Annotated in this window: 18 protein-coding genes and 1 pseudogene; 8 read left to right on the forward strand and 11 right to left on the reverse strand. The window is 68.0% G+C overall.

Features of this window, described 5'->3' with window-relative positions; all coding sequences use genetic code 11:
• Nucleotides 1-24: 24 nt before the first annotated feature.
• From ACFE77_RS11185 to ACFE77_RS11210, 6 genes are all read right to left on the reverse strand, one after another.
• Nucleotides 25-1,740 (reverse strand): peptidoglycan D,D-transpeptidase FtsI family protein, encoded by a 1,716-nt coding sequence (locus ACFE77_RS11185; RefSeq protein WP_375421718.1) that lies wholly within the window; start codon nt 1,738-1,740, stop codon nt 25-27.
• Nucleotides 1,737-2,375, reverse strand: coding sequence for a hypothetical protein (locus tag ACFE77_RS11190; RefSeq protein WP_375421719.1), 639 nt, complete (start codon nt 2,373-2,375; stop codon nt 1,737-1,739). Before ACFE77_RS11190 ends, ACFE77_RS11185 begins: the two co-directional genes overlap by 4 nt.
• Nucleotides 2,372-3,310, reverse strand: a complete 939-nt coding sequence (gene rsmH / locus ACFE77_RS11195; protein WP_375421720.1) for a 16S rRNA (cytosine(1402)-N(4))-methyltransferase RsmH — start codon at nt 3,308-3,310, stop codon at nt 2,372-2,374. Before rsmH ends, ACFE77_RS11190 begins: the two co-directional genes overlap by 4 nt.
• Entirely contained in the window at nt 3,307-3,807 is a 501-nt protein-coding gene (locus tag ACFE77_RS11200; protein ID WP_375421721.1) for a division/cell wall cluster transcriptional repressor MraZ, read from the reverse strand. The genes rsmH and ACFE77_RS11200 overlap by 4 nt, the downstream gene beginning before the upstream one ends.
• 303 nt (nt 3,808-4,110) lie before the next feature.
• Entirely contained in the window at nt 4,111-4,425 is a 315-nt protein-coding gene (locus tag ACFE77_RS11205; RefSeq protein WP_375421722.1) for a hypothetical protein, read from the reverse strand.
• Between the two features lie 14 nt (nt 4,426-4,439).
• Nucleotides 4,440-5,408 (reverse strand): cysteine synthase A, encoded by a 969-nt coding sequence (locus ACFE77_RS11210; RefSeq protein ID WP_375421723.1) that lies wholly within the window; start codon nt 5,406-5,408, stop codon nt 4,440-4,442.
• A gap of 131 nt (nt 5,409-5,539) precedes the next feature.
• Between ACFE77_RS11210 and ACFE77_RS11215 the strand changes: the two genes are divergently transcribed.
• The 7 genes from ACFE77_RS11215 (at nt 5,540) to aat (ending at nt 10,866) form a co-directional block, all read left to right on the forward strand.
• On the forward strand, nt 5,540-6,685 hold the full coding sequence (locus ACFE77_RS11215) for a glycosyltransferase (RefSeq protein WP_375421724.1): 1,146 nt from the start codon (nt 5,540-5,542) through the stop codon (nt 6,683-6,685).
• Nucleotides 6,686-6,745: 60 nt separating this feature from the next.
• Nucleotides 6,746-7,015 carry a type II toxin-antitoxin system VapB family antitoxin gene (locus tag ACFE77_RS11220; RefSeq protein WP_375421725.1) on the forward strand — a complete coding sequence of 90 codons (270 nt, stop codon included), beginning with the start codon at nt 6,746-6,748 and terminating at the stop codon, nt 7,013-7,015.
• Between the two features lie 170 nt (nt 7,016-7,185).
• Entirely contained in the window at nt 7,186-7,413 is a 228-nt protein-coding gene (locus ACFE77_RS11225) for a PIN domain-containing protein (protein WP_375421736.1), read from the forward strand.
• A gap of 66 nt (nt 7,414-7,479) precedes the next feature.
• Nucleotides 7,480-8,841 (forward strand): type VI secretion protein ImpB, encoded by a 1,362-nt coding sequence (locus tag ACFE77_RS11230; protein ID WP_375421726.1) that lies wholly within the window; start codon nt 7,480-7,482, stop codon nt 8,839-8,841.
• Between the two features lie 93 nt (nt 8,842-8,934).
• Complete coding sequence (locus tag ACFE77_RS11235) at nt 8,935-9,321, forward strand: hypothetical protein (protein WP_375421727.1); 387 nt, start codon at nt 8,935-8,937, stop codon at nt 9,319-9,321.
• Nucleotides 9,322-9,433: 112 nt separating this feature from the next.
• The gene (locus tag ACFE77_RS11240) at nt 9,434-10,144 is read left to right on the forward strand and encodes a ParA family protein (RefSeq protein ID WP_375421728.1); all 711 of its coding nucleotides are present in this window, start codon (nt 9,434-9,436) and stop codon (nt 10,142-10,144) included.
• The gene (gene aat / locus ACFE77_RS11245; protein WP_375421729.1) at nt 10,144-10,866 is read left to right on the forward strand and encodes a leucyl/phenylalanyl-tRNA--protein transferase; all 723 of its coding nucleotides are present in this window, start codon (nt 10,144-10,146) and stop codon (nt 10,864-10,866) included. The genes ACFE77_RS11240 and aat overlap by 1 nt, the downstream gene beginning before the upstream one ends.
• A 35-nt stretch (nt 10,867-10,901) precedes the next feature.
• On the opposite strand, the pseudogene ACFE77_RS11250 reads toward aat, so the two are convergent.
• The 5 genes and pseudogenes from ACFE77_RS11250 to ACFE77_RS11270 form a co-directional block, all read right to left on the reverse strand.
• Nucleotides 10,902-11,345, reverse strand: a pseudogene (locus ACFE77_RS11250) (DUF2155 domain-containing protein); the annotation flags it as partial.
• Nucleotides 11,342-11,737 (reverse strand): NADH:ubiquinone oxidoreductase subunit NDUFA12, encoded by a 396-nt coding sequence (locus ACFE77_RS11255; RefSeq protein ID WP_375421730.1) that lies wholly within the window; start codon nt 11,735-11,737, stop codon nt 11,342-11,344. The gene ACFE77_RS11255 and the pseudogene ACFE77_RS11250, both read right to left, overlap by 4 nt.
• A 58-nt stretch (nt 11,738-11,795) precedes the next feature.
• A complete protein-coding gene (locus ACFE77_RS11260) occupies nt 11,796-12,305 on the reverse strand; it encodes a DUF192 domain-containing protein (protein ID WP_375421731.1) in 510 nt (169 codons plus the stop codon).
• Nucleotides 12,306-12,307: 2 nt separating this feature from the next.
• Nucleotides 12,308-12,874: a cold-shock protein gene (locus tag ACFE77_RS11265; protein ID WP_375421732.1), complete on the reverse strand. Its 567-nt coding sequence runs from the start codon at nt 12,872-12,874 to the stop codon at nt 12,308-12,310.
• Between the two features lie 62 nt (nt 12,875-12,936).
• Entirely contained in the window at nt 12,937-13,470 is a 534-nt protein-coding gene (locus ACFE77_RS11270; RefSeq protein WP_375421733.1) for a regulatory protein RecX, read from the reverse strand.
• A 110-nt stretch (nt 13,471-13,580) separates the two neighbouring features.
• Between ACFE77_RS11270 and ACFE77_RS11275 the strand changes: the two genes are divergently transcribed.
• The coding region (locus ACFE77_RS11275; RefSeq protein WP_375421734.1) for a fatty acyl-AMP ligase at nt 13,581-15,010 on the forward strand (1,430 nt) is incomplete at its 3' end.

The raw sequence follows: 15,010 nt of genomic DNA on the forward strand, positions 1-15,010 counted from the left end.
CCTGCCGCGGCTTGCTGGCGCTGCTCACTGGCCGGTCGGCTGCTTGATGCTGGGATCCTGCCACAGCGTCGGCAGGATGTCGGACACGTCGATGTCGCGCTGCTCGTCCGGAACCACACCCAGCATCGCGCCCACCCGCGAGATCGTGCGTCCGACGACCGGCGCGGCGTTCCACGCTGCGGTCTTCCACCCGCCCGTCTCCTTGGTTCCCTTCGGCGAATCGAGCATCGCCAGCACGACGTAGCGCGGCCCGTCCATCGGGAACGCCGCCGCGAAGGTCGCGACGTTGCGCGACCGGTCATATCCGCCCGCCACGGCCGCCTCGGCCGTACCCGTCTTGCCGCCGACCCGGTAACCCGGCGCATTGCCCTTGCGACCGGTGCCGCGCATCACGATCAGCCGCAGCATCTGGCGCATCCGCGCGCTGGTCTGCTCGCTGATCACCCGGCGGCCCGCAGGCGCGTGGCCGGGCGCGACCTTCAACAGCGTCGCCGGCCGCCAGATCCCGCCATTGACGAGCGCGGCATAGGCATTGGCGAGGTGCAGCGGGGTCACCGCGATGCCGTGCCCATAGGCGGTGGTCATCGTCGTCGTGCGCGCCCAATAGGTCGGCATCAGCGGTCGACCCTTCTCGCGCAGCTCGATGTCGGGCTTGGTGTCGAAGCCCAGCTTGCGGAACATCGCCTGCATCCGCTGCGGCCCGATCTCGTCGGCGACGCGCGCGGTGGCGATGTTGGACGAATAGATCAGCGTCTCGGCCATGTTCAGCCAGCGCTTGGGATCGCCGCGCTCGTCATGAATGGTGTAGCCGCCGACCTTCAGCGGGTGGGTCGCATCGAACCGCCGCGCCATCGACGTGACGACGCCGGTGTCCATCGCGGTCGCCATGGTGATCGGCTTGAAGGTCGATCCCAGTTCGAACACGCTCTGCGTGGTGATGTTGCGCAGCTCTTCGCTGCCCGCCATGCCGACGCGATTGGGGTTGAAGGTGGGCAGCGAAACCATCGCGATCACTTCGCCCGTGCGCACGTCGAGCACGATCCCGCCGGCACCGCGCGCCGAGAAGGTCCCCATTGCCCGCCCGAGTTCGCTCTCCAGCGCCGCCTGGACGCGGGCGTCGAGCGAAAGCGCGACCGGCTTGCCCGCTTGTGTCGGATCGAGCAGCTGCTGGTCGAGCACCCGCTCCATCCCCGACATGCCGTGCCCGTCGGTGGACAGGAAGCCGAGCGCGTGCGCGGCCATCGTCGATTGTGGGTAGAGCCGCTGGGTTTCGCGCGCGAACACGATCGCGGGCTCGCCGATGGCGTTGACCTGCTCGACCAGCGCCGGCGACGCGCGCCGCTGCAGATAGGCGAAGTTCACCTTGCGGGTCAGCAGGTCGTAATAATGGGCCTGGTCGCCGCCTTCGGGCATCAGCGCCGACAGCCTCGCGGCGATGTCCATCGGATCGCCGATCAGCTTCTTCGGGTGGATCGCGATCGTCCAGCTGTCGATCGTCCGCGCCAGCGGCGCGCCGTTGCGATCGACGATGTCGCCCCGCGAGGCGAGCGTCGCGATGCGCGTCGTCGCTTCGGCGCCGGAGGTGATCGCGAGCATGCCGAGCCGCATGATCACCAGCAGCACCGCCGCCGCGAACAACAGCATCAGCATCATCAGGCGCGTATGTGCCGTGGCGACCAGCGCATAGCGCTGGCCGGCGGTCCGCCGTGTCGGCACTGGGCGGGCCACCATGACGGTCACCGCAGGCGAGCCTCGCTACGCGCGTTCTTCAGGATGTCGCCCAGCGTGTTGTCCGACAGCAGCTTGCGATCGAGCATCGCGACCGCCTGCGGACGTACCTTGGCGACCGCATCGCGACCGCGCGTCGCGTCGTTCAGCTTGGCGATCATCGGCGCGCTCCGCTCGACCGCGGCGATCTTGAACACAGCGGGCTTGGCGAGCGGCATCGCGGCGGCAACCTGAACGATCTGCGGGGTCGTCGCCTGCGCCGGGGCGGGCGTGGCGCTCGGCGCCGCGGTCGGCAGCGACGGCACCACCAGCGCGGCGGTCTGCACGCCGGGCTGGCCCGGCAGCGCGACCTGGTTGACGTCGATTGACGCCAGCGCCGATTCGCTCGCGACGAACTGCGCCGCGGTGGGCGACGCCAGCGCCAGCGTGTCGCCGTTCCACTTTTCGAGCTGCGCCAGATTGGCGCGCGTATCGAACTCGGTCTCGAGCGCGCGGATGTCGCGCTCGGCGAGGTGGATACGGGCGTTGAGGCCGTCGAGCTTCTTGCGCTCGGACGCGACCTGCAGCGAGATCAGGTAGAACCCGAGCACGATCGCGACGCATGCCGCGAACCACCCGATCCCCTTGAAACGATACGCCGCCGTCATGCCACTGCCTCCTGATGCCAAGCGGGCGCCGCCGTCCGCTCTGCCGTTCGTAATGTCGCCGATCGCGCGCGCGGGTTGCGCGCCACTTCTGCCTCGCCCGCACGCACGCCGCGGCCAACCTTGGCGAAGCTCGGCGCGGTTGCCGTGCCGGTCTGCGGCAGGTGCCGCGATCCGCCCGGCGTCGCGCCCGACCGCTCGCGCAGGAACCGCTTCACCATCCGGTCCTCGAGGCTGTGGAAGGTCACCACCGCCAGCCGACCACCGGGCTTCAGGATCCGCTCCGCCGCCGCAAGGCCATCCGCCAGCTCGCCGAGTTCGCGGTTCACATGGATGCGGATCGCCTGGAACGCGCGAGTCGCAGGATCCTTCTTGTCGTGCGGCTTGTGGCCGAGCGCCTTGCGCACGACCCGAGCGAGCTCGCCGGTCCGGGTCAGCGGCCGCGCAGCGACGATCGCGCGCGCTACCCGGCGCGATTTCGGCTCGTCGCCATAGTGATAGAGCACGTCCGCGATTTCGCTCTCGTCGGCCTCGTTGACGAAATCGGCAGCGCTCAGCCCTTCCTGGCTCATCCGCATGTCGAGCGGACCGTCCGCCTGGAACGAGAAGCCGCGACCGGCCTGATCGAGCTGCATCGACGACACCCCGATATCCATCGTGACACCATCCACCGGCGCCTCCACGATCTGATCCATGGTCGAAAAATCCGCTTGGATCAACGTGATGCCTTCATCGGCCGCGGCCCGACCGGCGGCGATCGAATCGGGATCGCGATCGAGCGCGATGACCCGCGCGCCGCGCGACAGCAGCGCCCGCGTGTAGCCGCCTGCCCCGAAGGTCGCGTCGATCATCGTGTCGCCGGGGGCCGGCGCCAGCGCGGCGACCACCTCGTCGAGCAACACCGGGATGTGCGGCGCGTCCGCAGGAACCGGGCTCACAGCGCGATCCCCTTTTCCTGGCAGAAGAAGCGGCATGCCGCCGCCATCCGGGAATCCTTCGCCTGGGTCGCCAGCAGCGTCTTCGGATCCCAGATCTCGATCGTGTCGAACATGCCCCAGAAGAACGCGTGCTCGCCGATCCCGGCATGGAAGCGCGGGTAGCCGGGCATGATGAAGCGTCCGGATCCGTCGAACGGCACCGCTTCGCCGTTCGCGCCGTTGCGCATGATGTTGGGATCGACCTTGCCGTCCTCGCCGCGCGACAGTTCGAGACGATGTTTCAGCTCGGCCTTCAGCGTCGCGACATAGGCGGGATCGTAGGCGACGAGGCAAGGCTGGTCCTCGTGTGCGGCGATGACGATGGTGCCGCCATCCTTGCCGTCGGCGCGGGGGCTGTTCTGGGCGAGCGTGGCGCGGAGCGCGTTCGGAATAGCGACCCGGCCCTTGTCGTCGACAAGAGCGATACCGCTACCCTGATAGTCGCCCCTTTCCGTCACGCCGCACCTCGCCCCGGGCACGCACGATCGACCACCTCGAACCGCAACCATCGTCGCGATCCGACCCTTGCTCACGCAAATGGTAGAACGTGCCCCTTGTCGATCCTGCGTAACTCAGCAGGACCCGGGACACAACGGGATATTTGGGGACGGATGGGGAAATCGAACCCGGATCGGGGCTAATCCGGGTGGATCATGGCCTTGCCCTTACGTCGAAACCGGGCACGAACGGCCCGTCGCACGCGCGCTGCACGCGTGCGGGGATGTCCATCCCCTGAAATCCCCGAAACGACGTGTAATCGATCAATGCCGTGCGGCCGCGTGGCTGTTGCTCTCGCTGGTGCTCGGCGTGATCCCGAGCTCCGCCAACGGTTCACCGGTCGATGCCGCGTCGGCGGCGTTAATCGAGGCGATGTTGGCGACGACGTCGGCGCGCGCCGATCCTGCCGCGCCGATCGGCCGCTCCCGCGTCGCGGTGCCGATGATCGCACTCGCCAGCACGATGAGCAGGACCACCGCCGCGAGGCCGACCATGCCGACCTTCACGCGCTGCGACGTCTGGGAGGGTTCGCGAACCACCTTCATCTTGTCGCGCAATCGTATCGCACTATCCCGCATGTGTCGATTCGGTCCTATTCCAGGCCCTTCTGCGCGCGCCACGCCGGATCGTACAAGCTCGACAGATAGCGGAACCCGGTGTCGCACAGGATCGTCGCGACCCGCTTGCCCGGCCCTAGCTGACGGGCGAGCGCCACTGCGCCGGCGACGTTGATCCCCGACGACAGGCCGAGGCACAGCCCCTCCTCGTCAAGCAGCCGCCGCACCCAATGATACCCCTCGACGTCCGAAATGCGGAACTGCGTATCGATCGGCGCGCCTTCCAGATTGGCGGTGATCCGGCCCTGCCCGATGCCTTCGGCAACCGACGATCCCTCCGCCTTCAGCTCGCCATGCGCATAATAGCCGTAGAGCGCCGCCCCGTGCGGATCGGAAAGCGCGATGCAGACGCCCTCGTCCTTCGCCTTCAGTCCCATGCCCACGCCCGCGATCGTGCCGCCGGTCCCCGCCGCGCAGGTGAAGCCGTCGATCCGCCCGTCCATCTGCGCCCAGATCTCCTCCGCGGTGCCGGTGATGTGCGCTCGGCGATTGGCGATGTTGTCGAACTGGTTCGCCCACACCGCGCCCGGCGTCTCCTCCGCGATCCGCCGCGAGGTGTGAACGAAGTGACATGGCGAGGAAAACGGCGCCGCCGGCACCAGCACCAGCTCCGCCCCCAGCGCGCGCAGCGTGTCCATCTTCTCGCGGCTCTGCGTCTCGGGCATGACGATCGTGGTGCGATAGCCCTTGGCGTTGGCGACCAGCGCCAGCCCGATCCCGGTGTTGCCCGCAGTTCCCTCGACGATCGTTCCGCCGGGACGGAGCAGCCCGCGCTCCTCAGCATCCTCGACGATCGACAGCGCCGCGCGATCCTTCACCGACGCGCCGGGATTGGTGAACTCGCACTTGCCGAAGATGTCGCCACCCGCAGCCTCGCTGGGCCCTTTCAGCCGGACGAGCGGCGTGTTGCCGATGAGTGATAACGTGTCGGGAGTTGTAGCCATCCCAACCAGATGGTGCAGCCCGTCGCGCGGGGCAAGCAACGGAAGGTTGGTCGCTCCCAAGTTCGGTTCGCAAACACCTTCTCACCCGCCGCCCCCCACGCTAACGCCACCGCGCATGGCGGAGAATTCGAGTGATCCAGATAAAGAACCGGTTGCGTCAGCTTCGCCGCAAGTTGCTCGGGCCGCAGGGCCCGGTCGACCGGTTCGGCCCGAAGGCGGGTTCCCCCGCCCCGGCAGGCGGGCCGCGCTCGCGCATCCTGCTGATCAACCAGGATCACGACCTCGCCCAGACCCAGTTCCACGCATTCAAGCGCTTCGAAGCGCGCTTTGCGGCGCAGGGCTTCAGCTTCACCAGCGTCACCTATGACAAGATCGTCGCGGGCGCTGCCGTGCCGCAAGCCGACGCAGTGTTCGTGCAATCGGGCTACGAGCCGATCGAAGGCGAACTCGAGAACGTCCTGTCACGGGTCAGGCGCGCCAACCCGACGGCGGCGATCAGCTATTTCGACTGGTTCGCGCCCACCGACATCAGGTTTGCCGAACGGGTCGCTCCCTTTGTCGATCACTACGTCAAGAAGTCGCTGATGCGCAATCGGTCCGAGTATCTGCGCCCGCTGCTCGGCCACACCAACCTCTCCGACCATTACGGAACCACGTACGGCGCGGACAATCCCGTCGCGACATGGTCGATCCCGCCGACGATCGTGCCACGGCTGGCGGTCGGCCCGTCATTCTCGACCGGGCGTGCCCTGATCGGACGCTTCGAGCAGGCGACCCCATCGTTCGAGAGCGATCGACCGATCGACCTGCATGCCAGGATCGCGACCAAGGGCCTGCCCTGGTACGCGCTGATGCGCCAGCAGGCCGCTGCAGCCGCGGATCAGGTCTCGGGCATTGAGAAGACGTCGGGCATGATCGCGAAGGACCTCTACATGGCCGAGCTCGGCCGGTCCAAGATCTGCTTCAGCCCGTTCGGCTATGGCGAGATATGCTGGCGCGATTTCGAAGCGATCGCAATGGGCGCAGTACTGCTGAAGCCGTCGATGGATCATGTCGAATCGGATCCTGATATCTACGTCGCCGACGAGACCTATGTACCGGTGCGCTGGGACTTCGCAGATCTCGACGATCAGGTGCGGGCGTTGCTCCGCGATCCTGCCCGCCGCGCCAGGTTGACTGCCAACGCCTATGCGGTCGTGCATGATCATCTGCATGGCGACGATCTCGAACGCTGGCTCGCAACTCTGCTCGAGCACCGCCCCGCTATCGCCGCCTAGAGATACTTAGATTGGCACCAGCCGAAGGCTAAGGTAGAAAGCTGTAGCTGGAGGTAGACAATGGGCGTCCAACTCAACATCAAGGATCCAGAGACGGTTCGCCTCGCCCGCGAGTTGGCCGGGCGTACGGGCCAGTCTCTGACCTACGCTATCCGCAGCGCCCTGGTTCGCGAACTTCAAGAACACGAAGAGATCTTACGAACACGGCACAATGAAATCATCGCCGCAACCGACCGGTTCCAGCGACATATATCCGACGAGTGGCGCGGCAAGGAAATGTCGTGGTTGGCGAACTATCTACTCTATGAAGATGACGGCTTGCCGGGGTGATCGTCGACACGTCGGCAGTAATCGCGATCCTTCGTGGGAGCTGAACGAGATGTTCTCATCGACGCGTTGCTGCGAGCAACGGCTCGGGACATGTCAGCCGGGAGCTCGATCGAACTGACGGCCGTGCTGACCCGCAGTGCACGCGGGCGGGGATAAAGGAAGCGAACGACATCCTAGCGAAGCTGGCGATAGACATAGCGCCGGTAACGATCGCACAGGCCAGGATCGGACAAGCTGCTTACGCGCAATACGGCCGCGGAACAGGTCACCCCGCCGGCCTCAACTTCGGCGATTGCTTCGCTTATGCGCTTGCAAAGGAAAGCGGGCGGCCTTTGCTTTACAAGGGGCACCATTTCGCAGCCACGGACGTCGTTGCTGCGATCAGCCCCGCCCCCTGATCACCCCTTCCGCGGGGCGCGCGCTTCTGTCATGTTCATGATCCGTTCTAACCGGATCGAGTCGCGATGCTTGCCGTGCCTGCCCCGTGCCGCCCACCCGCGAACGTCGCCGATGGTCGGACGCGCGCCGCACCGCCGGCGCCGGATTTGCCGCCCCGGCCGCTGCGGTGGCTGTTCCTCGATCTCAACTCCTACTTCGCGAGCGTAGAGCAGCAGTTGCAGCCGTCGCTCCGCGGTCGGCCGGTGATCGTCGCGCCGGTCGGCAGCGACACCACCGTCGCGATCGCTGCCTCGATCGAGGCCAAGCGGTTCGGCATCGGCACTGGCACGCCGGTGTGGGAGGCGAAGCAGAAATGTCGGGAGCTCGTCGTCACCCCGGCGCGCCACGACCGCTATGTCGAGTTCCACGATCGCATCGTCGCGGAAGTGTGGCGGCACCTGCCGGTCACGCGCGTCTGTTCGATCGACGAGGTCGCGTGCCGGCTGCTGGACAATGAGAACGACCGTGAAGGGGTCGTCGCGCTGGCGCACCGGATCAAGGCCGGGATCCGCGCCAACGTCGGCGATTACCTCAGCTGCTCGATCGGCATCGCGCCCAATCGCCTGCTCGCGAAGCTGGCGTCGGATCTGCAGAAGCCCGACGGGCTGGTGGTGTTCGAGGCCGCGCAGCTGCCGCAGGATCTCTATGCGCTCAAGCTGCGCGACATCTGCGGCATTGGCGCCAAGATGGAGCGGCGGCTGGCGCGCGACGGCGTCAACGACATTCGCCAATATTGCGAGCGCCGCCCGCGCGACGCAGGCAACGCCTGGGGCGGCGTCGACGGTGATCGGCTCTGGTATCTGCTCCACGGCATCGACCTGCCCGACAAGCCGACCCAGTCGCGGACGATCGGGCACAGCCACGTTCTCTCCCCATCGAAGCGCGGCCTCGAACCTGCGCGGCTCACCGCCCGCCGCCTCGCGCTGAAAGCCGCCAGCCGGCTGCGACGCAAGGGCTACCGCGCACGCCTGCTGATCCTTCACGCGCGCTTCGAGGACGACAAGTCCGCCTGGCGGACCTCGATCAAGCTGCCCGTCACCGGCGACAGCTTCGTCGTGCTCCAGCATCTCGACGCGCTGTTCCCGCGGCTGCGCGAAGCCGGGCGCCTGCGCCCCGGCGGGTTTCGGCTGCGGATGATCGGCGTCACGCTGGCGGAGATCGAGCCGGTGGGCGGCGACCAGGGATCGCTGTTCGCGCATCTGGATCCGTCCGATCCGCTCGCGCGCGAGACCCGTGGCTTCGCCTTGTCGCAAGCGATGGACCGCATCAACGAACGGTTCGGCCGCAACGCCGTCAGCGTCGGGCCGCTCAACGGCGGACGGCTCGATCGGGTCGGCACCAAGATCGCATTCGGTCGCATCCCCGAACCCGGCGAGTTCCACGAATAGGCCGGGGACAGGTATGGACCCCATACCTTTTTCCGACCCCCGACCCCAAGACGCTTGACGCTCAATGCTGCATGCGCGAAGCATCCGGCCGCTATGAAGAGCCTCCCCATCCTCGCCGTCTCCGCCGCGCTCCTCGCGCTGGCCGCCTGCAACTCCACACCGACATCGCCGGAGGTGGTCGACACCAACCCCGATCCGATGGCGAAGGAACTCGCCAACCGCGCGCCGGTCGAGCTGCCGCCTGCGATCAAGGCGGACAAGACGATGCGCTGCAAGGACAACAGCCTGCTCTACGTGACCTTCTTCGAAGGCAACAAGCTGGCGTTCGTCCGCACCGAGAAGGCCGGGGCGGTCAACCGCCTGACCGCGCCGGCAGCGGGCGAGCCGCTGACCGCGGAAGGCGGCTGGAAAATGACCGGCACGCCCACGCTGATCACCGTCACCCAGCCCGGCAAGGCTTCGCAGACCTGCAAATCCTGACGGCTATTCCGCTGAAGATTTCACGGCCGGTGGAGCGATCCACCGGCCGTTTTCACATCCGCCGCATGCGCGAGGCTTGCCCTGCAGTAATCACACGCGCACGGTAACCGCCATGGCGACGATCGCGATCTACAGCCTGAAGGGCGGCGTCGGGAAGACGACACTTGCGGTGAACCTGGCCTGGTGTGCAGCGACGCTGTCGTCGCGGCGAACCCTGTTGTGGGATCTCGATCCGCAGGCGGCGAGCACCTGGCTGCTCGGCGGCGCCGCACCCGGCGACCACGCCCGCGCGATCTTCACCAAGGATGTCGCCCCCGCCGGCCGTGCCCGCGCGACCGCGATCCCGCGGCTCGACCTGATCGGTGCCGATCCCTCGTTGCGCGGCCTCGACCAGCTGTTCCACGATCTCGACAAGCGCAAGCGCCTTCACAAGCTGCTCACCGGCCTCGACGACTATGAGCGCGTGATCCTCGACTGCCCGCCGGGCCTCACCAACACCGCGGAACAGGTGATGCGCGCTGCCGACCTGATCGTCGTGCCGGTGATCCCGTCGCCGCTGTCCGAACGCGCTCACGACGAGGTCGTCCGGCATCTGGGTGGCAAGGTGCCGGTGCTGGCGGTGCACACGATGGTCGATCGCCGCCGCGCCCGCCATGCGGAAGCGCTCGCACGCCGACCGGACTGGCCGGTCATCCCGATGGCGAGCGCGATCGAGGCGATGACCACGCAGCGCGCGCCGGTCGGCAGCTATGCAGGCAGCGGCACCGCGGCCAAGGCATTTGCGCTGCTATGGCAGGCGATCGAGCACCGCCTGGCGCGCTGATGGACGTCCTCGATCCGCAACTCGTCCTCGGCGCCTATGCGGTCGGGGTTTTCCCGATGGCCGATCATCGCGACGCGCCCACCGTCTATTGGGTCGAGCCCCGCACCCGGGCGGTGCTGCCGCTCGACGGCTTCCGGCTATCCCGCAGCCTGCGCAAGACGCTCCTCGCCGACCGCTTTCGCGTCACCGCGGATACGGCGTTCGGATCGATGATCGAGCTGTGCGCGCAAAGCGTCGAGGGCCGGCCAGATACCTGGATCAACGCCGGCATCGAGCGCGTGTTCACGACGCTGCACGCGATGGGATTCGCGCATTCGATCGAATGCTGGGAGGGCGACGAGCTGGTCGGCGGGCTCTACGGGCTGGCGCTCGGCCGCGCCTTCTTCGGCGAATCGATGGTCAGCCGCCGTACCGATGCGTCGAAGGTCGCGCTCGCCTGGCTCGTCGCGCGGCTGAAGGCGGGCGGGTTCACGCTGCTCGACTGCCAGTTCCAAACGCCGCACCTTGCCTCGCTCGGCGCGGTCGAGATCCCGCGCACGGCCTATGTCGCGTTGTTGTCCGCCGCACTCGAAGGCGTGGTCGGCTCATCCGCGGCGTCGTCGCCTTCCGCGCCCGGCGATTTCTTCGCGCTCGATCGCGTGCCCGTGGGCGCCGCGAGCGACGTCGTGTCGGGCCCGGTCGCCGGCCATGACATCGTGCAGCTCTTGGTCCAGACGTCGTAGATCGGGTGCTGGACGACGTTCAGCTCCGGGCGTTCCTTGTATAGCCAGCCCGAAAAGCTGCGACGCCACTGTCGATCGACCCCGCGCACGTCGAGCTGGAGGAACGCACCGGTCAGCCGTTGCTGTTCCCACGGCGCAGTGGTCTCGCACGCGCGAAGCCGCACCACGACGTCGCCGGCCCGCGCCGCCTCCCCCGGCTTCAGCGTAAGCTCGCGGCTGACGCCATTGCGCTTGTTGAGGACGCCGATGACCGCGACGCGCTGCGCCATCGGCGTGCCACCGGTCAGTGCGGCTTCTTCGCCGGTCGCGACCGTCTCGATCCCCGACGCGTCGCCGCTCGCCGGGACGTCCGCGACGACCAGCGGCGCGCTACGGTTCGCCGCCGCCGGGGGCGCGTGGTACAAGGCGCGGTAACCGGCCACGCCGCCGATGCCGACCGCCGCGACGAGCACGCCCGCGGCCAACCAGCGGATCATCATCCCTCGGGCGTCCAGGCTTCGTAATCGCCCGTCGCCGCGGCGCGATGTCCGCCCTTTTCCAGCGCGCCCTGAGGCCGATAGGCGAGCGGCGTCCCGGTCATGTTGCCGACCGGGGGCTTCTGCCACGACCGTGCCGGCGGCAGCGCGCGATCCGGCACGTCGTCGATCTGGTGATGCAGCCAGCTGAACCATTCGGGCGGTACCCGGCTGGCGTCGTTGGGCCCCGAATAGATCACCCAGCGCCGGATCCGGCCGCCGGTGTCCTTGCCGCCCTCCCAATAGGCGTTGCCGAGCGAGTCTTCGCCGACGCGGGTCTTGCCGCGCAGACCATAGAAGCGCGTGCCGACGGTCGCGCCGTTCCACCAGGTGAAGATCGATCCGAGGATAGTCATGCCGTCCGCTTACCCGTCCCGCTTGCGGGCTTCAACCGCGAACGGCGTCACGGGGCGATCAGCGCGTCGCCTGCGCACCCTTGTCCCAGCTCACTCGATCGCCCTCCGCGATCCCCAGTTCCGCGGCACGCCCGCCGACGAGCTCCAGCACCGCATCGACCGGCTCGCCCGACGTGACCGGAGTCTCCGAAAACGGCACCGTATTCTCCGCGATGCGCGCGATCGTGCCGTCCGGGCGAATGAAGATGATATCGAGCGCGGTCGGCGTGTTCTTCATCCAGAAGCTCGCCTCGCGCGGCCCACCGCCCGCCGCGGGATAAGGCCAGAACAGCATCCCACCGTCCGGCGTCAGGTCGGTGCGGTACATCAGCCCCTTCTCCTGCGCGCCGGGGGTCGACGCCTTCTCCACCACGAAGCGATGCTTGCCGCTGCTGGACTCGATCATGATCGCTAGGCTGCCCGCGGGCGCCACCGCAGCCTTCTCACCCGAGAATACGCCCTGCTGCACCGCAACGGCACCGCCGCCGAGCGCCAGCGCCGCGATCGCCGCGATCACCGCCTTCGCCATCCTCAATCCTCTTCGACGACCACCGCGAGTGGCCCCTTGCGCCCCACCACGATCCGCACCCGCATCCGCTGATCGGGTTCGACCGCGGCGATGTCGGCGCGGCGTAGCGTTTCCATGTGGACGAAGACGTCGGCGCCGTCGCTGTCGCGGACCAGGAAGCCATAGCCCTTCAGCCGGTTGAACCATTTCACCGTCGCTGGCTCGAACGGCCCCGCGGCATCGATCAGCGCGATCGGATCGACGCGATCGCCGTCGTTGCGCACCCGCGGTTCGGCTTCGGGGACGGCGCAGGACAGGTCGATCGAGACGATCTCGCGTGCCTGATAGCCCCGCCCGCGCTGCACCGCGATGGCTTCCACCCGCGCACCTTCGGGAAGGCTGCGCCGGCCATGAGCCTGCAGGACCGAGAAATGAACCAGCACGTCGCCGATCTCGGGATCGTCGGCGACCGCGAAACCGAAGCCGCGGGTTACGTCGAACCATTTGATGACGCCGGCCACGACGATGGCATCGGCCGGGATCTCACCGGTCGATGGCGCATACTCGCCCTGTCGCGCGTCGCTACGCATCACTTACCCCTGTGCGAACAAGCTAGCATGCTTCTTCGCGCCTGCAACGAAATAGCGGCGTTTCACCCCTCCAGGCTCTCGGCGGTAGGTTCGCTGCCCTGCGGCGCATCGACGATCCGCCGCGCCAGATCAAGCGGATGACCGGCGCGCAACATCGCGCCCAACTGCTTCTCGCGCCCGGCCCGATCGGCGGCCGGCGCGCCGAACGGCCCGATCCGGCGGCGCCGCGCGAAGGTCAGCGCGGCGTCGACCGCGCGCGCTTCGATCCCCGGGGCGACCGCGTCGGCATCCTCGTCGCCGATCCGCGCCTCCCGCAACGCACCCGCAACTCGCCGCGCGCCCAGCCCGCGCCGCCCCAGCGCCGAGGCGCGCGCCTCCGCATAGGCGCGGTCGTCGACATAGCCGAGCCCCGCCATCCGCTCCGCCAAGGCCGCGGGATCGGCCGGCTCGCCATCCCAGCCACGCTCACGGATCTTGCGCCGGAGATAGTCGGTCAGCTTGCCGCGCGTGGTCGCGAAGCGCTCGACATAGCGCAGCGCCAACCGCTCCAGCTTGGCGGTGTCGAGCGGCGGAACGGGTCGGCGGTCTTGCCCCATCGCTGCGCTATGCCATGTTTGTGCCACAGTAGGACCGGAATTAGGACGTTGGTGCCCGGCAAAGGCAAGACAGCGAAGTCGCGCGACCGCGGCAGGACGGGATTTTACCGATGACGGAGCAGCTACGCTCGACCCCTACCCTGGACGATCTGCCCCGACGGCTGGCCGATTTCGGCACGCTCGGCGAGGCGCTCGACTATGCGGCGCGGGGCGAGCGGGGCCTGAACTTCCATGATGCCCGCGGGCAGTTGCTGCGCCCCTATCCCTACGCCGAGTTGCGCGACGACGCGATCGCGATGGCGCACCGCCTGATCGCGGCGGGCGTGAAGCCCGAGGATCGTATCGCGCTGGTCGCCGAAACCGGGCCCGAATTCGCGGCGCTGTTCTTCGGCACCGTCTATGCGGGTGCCTGGCCCGTCCCGCTGCCGCTGCCCACGTCGTTCGGCGGTCGCGATTCCTATATCGAACAGCTCCGGGTGCAGCTCACGAGCTGCGATCCGACGATGCTGATCTACCCGCCCGAACTCGCGCAGATGGCTGCCGAGGCCGCCCGCCTGGCGGGGACCCACGGGATCGACTGGTCCGAACTCGCGACCCGCGACGCGCCCGCGGCGACGCTGCCGGCGGCGGACGGGGCGGCGATCGCGTACCTGCAATATTCAAGCGGCTCGACCCGCTTCCCGCACGGCGTCGCGATCACGCATCACGCATTGCTCAACAATCTCGCCGCGCACAGTCACGGCATGCAGGTCGGCGGCACCGATCGCTGCATCTCGTGGCTGCCCTGGTATCACGACATGGGGCTGGTCGGCTGCTTCCTCTCGCCGATCGCCAACCAGGTCTCGACCGATTACCTGAAGACCGAGGATTTCGCGCGCCGCCCGCTGGCGTGGCTCGACATGATCAGCCGCCACGACGGCACCACGCTCAGCTATTCGCCGACCTTCGGCTACGACATCTGCGCGCGCCGCATGTCGTCGCAGACCCGCGCGTCCGACCGGTTCGATCTGTCGCGCTGGCGGGTCGCGGGCAACGGCGCCGACATGATCCGCCCGGACGTGATGCAGAGCTTCGTCGACGCCTTCGCCGATGCCGGGTTCCAGGCGTCCGCCTTCCTGCCCAGCTACGGCTTGGCCGAAGCGACGCTCGCGGTGTCGATCATGCCGCCGGGCGAGGGCATTCGTGTCGAACTGGTCGAGGAAACGCAATTGTCCGGCGGCGATCCGTCGGGCGCGTCGCTGCCACGCCCGCAGCGCTTCCGCGCGATCGTCAATTGCGGCAAGCCCGTCCGCGACATGGCGGTCGAGGTGCGCGAGGAGGACGGCACCCCGCTTCCCGACGGCGCGATCGGCAAGCTCTGGTGCAAGGGCCCGTCGTTGATGACCGGCTATTTCCGCGATCCCGATGCGACCGCGGCGTGCATGGCCGATGGCTGGCTCGACACCGGCGACATGGGCTACATGTCCGCCGGCTACATCTACGTCGTCGGCCGCGCCAAGGACATGATCATCGTCAACGGCCGCAACCATTGGCCGCAGGA

Origin of the sequence: uncultured Sphingomonas sp., from assembly GCF_964243315.1 — a bacterium.
Lineage (GTDB): Bacteria > Pseudomonadota > Alphaproteobacteria > Sphingomonadales > Sphingomonadaceae > Sphingomonas.

Bases quoted from the DNA above. Each gene is read 5' to 3' on its own strand.
- ACFE77_RS11240 (WP_375421728.1), top strand. From the start codon at position 9,434: ATGGCGACGATCGCGATCTACAGCCTGAAGGGCGGCGTCGGGAAGACG.
- ACFE77_RS11235 (WP_375421727.1), top strand. From the start codon at position 8,935: ATGAAGAGCCTCCCCATCCTCGCCGTCTCCGCCGCGCTCCTCGCGCTG.
- ACFE77_RS11230 (WP_375421726.1), top strand. From the start codon at position 7,480: ATGCTTGCCGTGCCTGCCCCGTGCCGCCCACCCGCGAACGTCGCCGAT.
- ACFE77_RS11220 (WP_375421725.1), top strand. From the start codon at position 6,746: ATGGGCGTCCAACTCAACATCAAGGATCCAGAGACGGTTCGCCTCGCC.
- ACFE77_RS11255 (WP_375421730.1), bottom strand. From the start codon at position 11,737: ATGACTATCCTCGGATCGATCTTCACCTGGTGGAACGGCGCGACCGTC.
- ACFE77_RS11190 (WP_375421719.1), bottom strand. From the start codon at position 2,375: ATGACGGCGGCGTATCGTTTCAAGGGGATCGGGTGGTTCGCGGCATGC.
- ACFE77_RS11205 (WP_375421722.1), bottom strand. From the start codon at position 4,425: ATGCGGGATAGTGCGATACGATTGCGCGACAAGATGAAGGTGGTTCGC.
- ACFE77_RS11210 (WP_375421723.1), bottom strand. From the start codon at position 5,408: ATGGCTACAACTCCCGACACGTTATCACTCATCGGCAACACGCCGCTC.
- aat (WP_375421729.1), top strand. From the start codon at position 10,144: ATGGACGTCCTCGATCCGCAACTCGTCCTCGGCGCCTATGCGGTCGGG.
- ACFE77_RS11265 (WP_375421732.1), bottom strand. From the start codon at position 12,874: ATGCGTAGCGACGCGCGACAGGGCGAGTATGCGCCATCGACCGGTGAG.
- ACFE77_RS11270 (WP_375421733.1), bottom strand. From the start codon at position 13,470: ATGGGGCAAGACCGCCGACCCGTTCCGCCGCTCGACACCGCCAAGCTG.
- ACFE77_RS11260 (WP_375421731.1), bottom strand. From the start codon at position 12,305: ATGGCGAAGGCGGTGATCGCGGCGATCGCGGCGCTGGCGCTCGGCGGC.